Source organism: Rhizobacter sp. P1_G5, assembly GCF_056405435.1.
In genome coordinates this window covers 1-3296 of record NZ_JBFUCB010000644.1, presented here as the reverse complement: position 1 = coordinate 3296, position 3296 = coordinate 1, and the positions used below count along the sequence as shown (strand labels likewise).

Genomic DNA, 3296 nt, shown 5'->3' with positions numbered 1-3296 from the left:
TTCATCAGCGTGCTCTTGCCGCAACCCGACGGGCCGACCACCGAGACGAACTCGCCGGCGCGGATCGAGAGATCGAGCGGGCGCAGCGTCTCGACGTCGCCGTCCTGCGTGCGGTAGGTCTTGCGCAGGCCGCGGGCCTCGATCAGCACCGGGGCCAGCTCGGCCTCTGGCACGGTCTTGAGCACGGCGCTCACGGCAGGTAGTCGAGAGTGACGTAGTCCTCGGGCTTGCCGCGCGTGGCCGGGTCCATGCCGCCGTACTGCACCAGCAGGTCCAGCGATTCGCCCACGTTCTTCATCGAGACGCGGAACGGCCGCAGCGCCTTGGTCTCGTCGGTGTGGTACAGCGCGGTCGTCAGCTTCAGGCCCACCAGCATGGTGTCGCGCTGGCCGGATTTCGGGTTCGCCTTCAGCGTCGCGTCGACCGCGGCCTCGGGGTTCTTCTCGGCCTCTTCGAGCGCGCGCGTGGTGGCGCGCAGGAAGCGCTTGACCAGGTCGGCTTTGCCGGACAGCGTGTCCTTGTGCGCGACGATGCCCGAGCTGATCAGGTTCACGCCGTAGTCGGCGAAGCGCACCACCTGCACGGGCTTCTTCGTCGCATCCTGCAGCTTGATGTTCTGGTCCATCACGTAGCCGAGCAGCAGGTCGGCCTGGCCGTTGATCACCGCGTTCAGCTTGGTCTGCGCGTCGCCGGAGACGGTCTTGAACTGGTTCTCCTGCAGCCCGGTCTTCTTCAGGAACAGCGGCCAGATCTGGCTCATCGAGTCGCCGGGCGTCATCGCGACGGTCTTGCCGGCGATGTCCTTCGCGGTCTTCACGCCCTTCTCGGAGAAGCCCATCACCGACATCGGGCTGACCTGCAGCGCGACGCCGACCGCCTTCACCGGCGCGCCCTTGGCAGCGGCCTTCATCATCGTCGGCACGTCGACATAGCCGAAGGTGGCCGAGCCCGCCGCCACCGCCTGGATCGACACCGCCGAGCCGCGGCCCTCCTGGATCTCCAGGTCGATGCCCTCGGCCTCGTAGAAGCCTTTCTCCTTGCCGATGAAGAAGGGCGCGTGCTCGCTGTAGACGTACCAGTTGAGCAGCAGCACCACCTTGTCGCGGGCCTGCGCGAAGGCAGGCGCGGCGAGGCCGACCGACAACGCGGCCGCCGCAGCGGCTTGCACCAGGACGCGTCTCTTCATGGGATGTCTCCTTCGGTTGTTGTTCAGGGCGTGCCGAGCTGTCCGGCGCGCTGCGAGGTGTGCCAGGGCATCAGCCAGCGTTCGACGAGTTCGACGGCGAGGAACAGCAGCACGCCCACCATCGACAGCAGCACCAGCGCGGCGAACATCAGCGGCAGGTCGAAGCTGCCGGTGGCCTTCTGCAGCACATAGCCGATGCCGGAGTTGGAGCCGACGAACTCGCCGACCACCGCGCCCACCACCGCCAGCGTCACCGAGACCTTCAGCCCGCTGAAGATCGACGGCAGCGCGGTGGGCAGCCGGAACTTGATGAACACCTTCCACGGGCTCGCGCCCATCGAACGGGCCAGGTCGATCACGTCGGCCTCGACCGACTTGAAGCCCTGCACCGTGGCGACCACCACCGGGAAGAAGCCGAGCAGGAAGGCCGCGATCACCTTGGGCACGATGCCGAAGCCGAACCACACGACGAACAGCGGCGCGATCGCCACCTTCGGGATCGACTGCGAGAACACCAGCAGCGGGTAGACGAAGCTCTCGACCAGGCGCGACGACGCGATCCACATCGCGATCGGCACGCCGAACAGCGCCGACAGCGCGAAGCCGCCCAGCGTGGCGTACAGCGTGGGCAGCGTCTCGCGCAGCAGCATCGGCCCCTCGGCCACCAGCTGGTGCGCCACCGACCACGGCGTGGGGATCAGGTAGGGCGGGATGCGGAACAGCCGCACCGCCAGGTCCCACAGCACCAGCAGCACCACCAGCAGCCAGGCCGGGCGCAGCGCGGGAGACAGGAGCCAGCGTTTCATCGTGCGGTCCTTCTTAACCGTTTGGTGAATTGCAGGGTCTGGCGTCAGTCCCGCAGGACATAGCCCATCACCACCTCGGTGATGTGCGACAGGCGCTCCGACAGGGCCTTGGGCGCCATCAGGTCGCGCCCGAAGATGGTCGACAGCGTGTGGTTGTTCGACAGGTAGAAGTACGCCAGGCCGGCGATCGAGATGTAGAGCTGCACCGCGTCGACGCCGCCGCGGAAGGTGCCTTCGCGGCGGCCGCGCTCCAGCACCTCGCCGAGCGTGTGCAGCAGCGGCGAGTTCATCTCGCGGATGCGGCTGGACGTCTTCAGGTGGCGGGCGCGGTGCAGGTTCTCGCTGTTCAGCAGCGTCAGGAATTCCGGGTGTGCGAGGTAGTGCTCCCAGGTGAACGACACCAGCCGGCGCACCGCGTCGGGCGGGCTCAGGCGTTCGAGGTGCAGCTCGCGCTCGGCGTCGCGGATGTCGGCATAGGTCTGCTCGAGCACCGCGAGGAACAGCTCGTCCTTGCCGCCGAAGTAGTAGTAGATGAGGCGCTTGTTGACGCCGGCGCGCTCGGCGATGCCGTCGATGCGCGCGCCACCCAGGCCGCTTGCGGCGAACTCGTGCATCGCGGCGCGCAGGATCTCCTGCTGCGTGCGGTCGGCGTCACGGGTGCGCAGCTCGACGATGGTGGCTGCGCTGGCAGCGGTGGCGGGCAGGGGCGACGGCATGGCGCCCATAATTCAACGGATGGTGAATTATGGGCATCCGGTTGAACCCTACTTCGGCAGGCGCAAGCCCATCAGGCTGTCGACCGCAGCGCGGGTGATCGTGTTCGGCAACGCCGGCACGATGGCCTTCAACGAGGCCGGGATGGCGCCCGGGTGGACCATCGCCACCTGCACCGCGCGCGACTGCTCGTCGAGCAGCACCAGGTAGTAGCGGTCATCCACCGGACGGCGCCAGACCGGGCCGGCGCTGCCGCGGTTGTTGGCGTCGATGACGGCCCCTTGCTTCATCACCGTCCGGCTGTTCGCGTCGAGCAGGTCGGCATCGGTCGAGAAGTGATCCATCGTGCAGCCCTTGACGCCGCAGGTCGAGCCGCCCAGCGAGCCGACCTGGTACGAGCGGATGCCGGTGCTGATGATGTCGCGGTTGCCGTACTGCGCGCCTTGCGATTCGGCCACCACCTCGAGGATGTTGATCTGGCCGCAGCCGTCGCCGAGCCCGGCGTTGCCGGGGGTGTTGCTGAAGCAGTGGCAGGGGCTGTAGCCCGACCAGCCGTCGCGGTACAGCTCCGACGGGGCGACCGGGGCGAC

At 67.9% G+C, this 3296-nt stretch carries 4 protein-coding genes and 1 pseudogene; all 5 read right to left on the bottom strand.

Annotated elements, in window-relative coordinates:
* A partial coding sequence (locus AC1D12_RS28710; protein ID WP_477844513.1) for an ATP-binding cassette domain-containing protein occupies positions 1–185 on the bottom strand: 185 nt, incomplete at its 3' end.
* Positions 186–190: 5 nt separating this feature from the next.
* Positions 191–1186, bottom strand: a complete 996-nt coding sequence (locus AC1D12_RS28705; RefSeq protein WP_047512048.1) for an ABC transporter substrate-binding protein — start codon at positions 1184–1186, stop codon at positions 191–193.
* A 23-nt stretch (positions 1187–1209) separates the two neighbouring features.
* The gene (locus AC1D12_RS28700) at positions 1210–1992 is read right to left on the bottom strand and encodes an ABC transporter permease (protein ID WP_465112565.1); all 783 of its coding nucleotides are present in this window, start codon (positions 1990–1992) and stop codon (positions 1210–1212) included.
* A gap of 44 nt (positions 1993–2036) precedes the next feature.
* A complete protein-coding gene (locus AC1D12_RS28695) occupies positions 2037–2708 on the bottom strand; it encodes a TetR/AcrR family transcriptional regulator (protein WP_477844511.1) in 672 nt (223 codons plus the stop codon).
* Between the two features lie 48 nt (positions 2709–2756).
* Positions 2757–3296, bottom strand: a pseudogene (locus tag AC1D12_RS28690) (DUF2403 domain-containing lipoprotein); the annotation flags it as partial.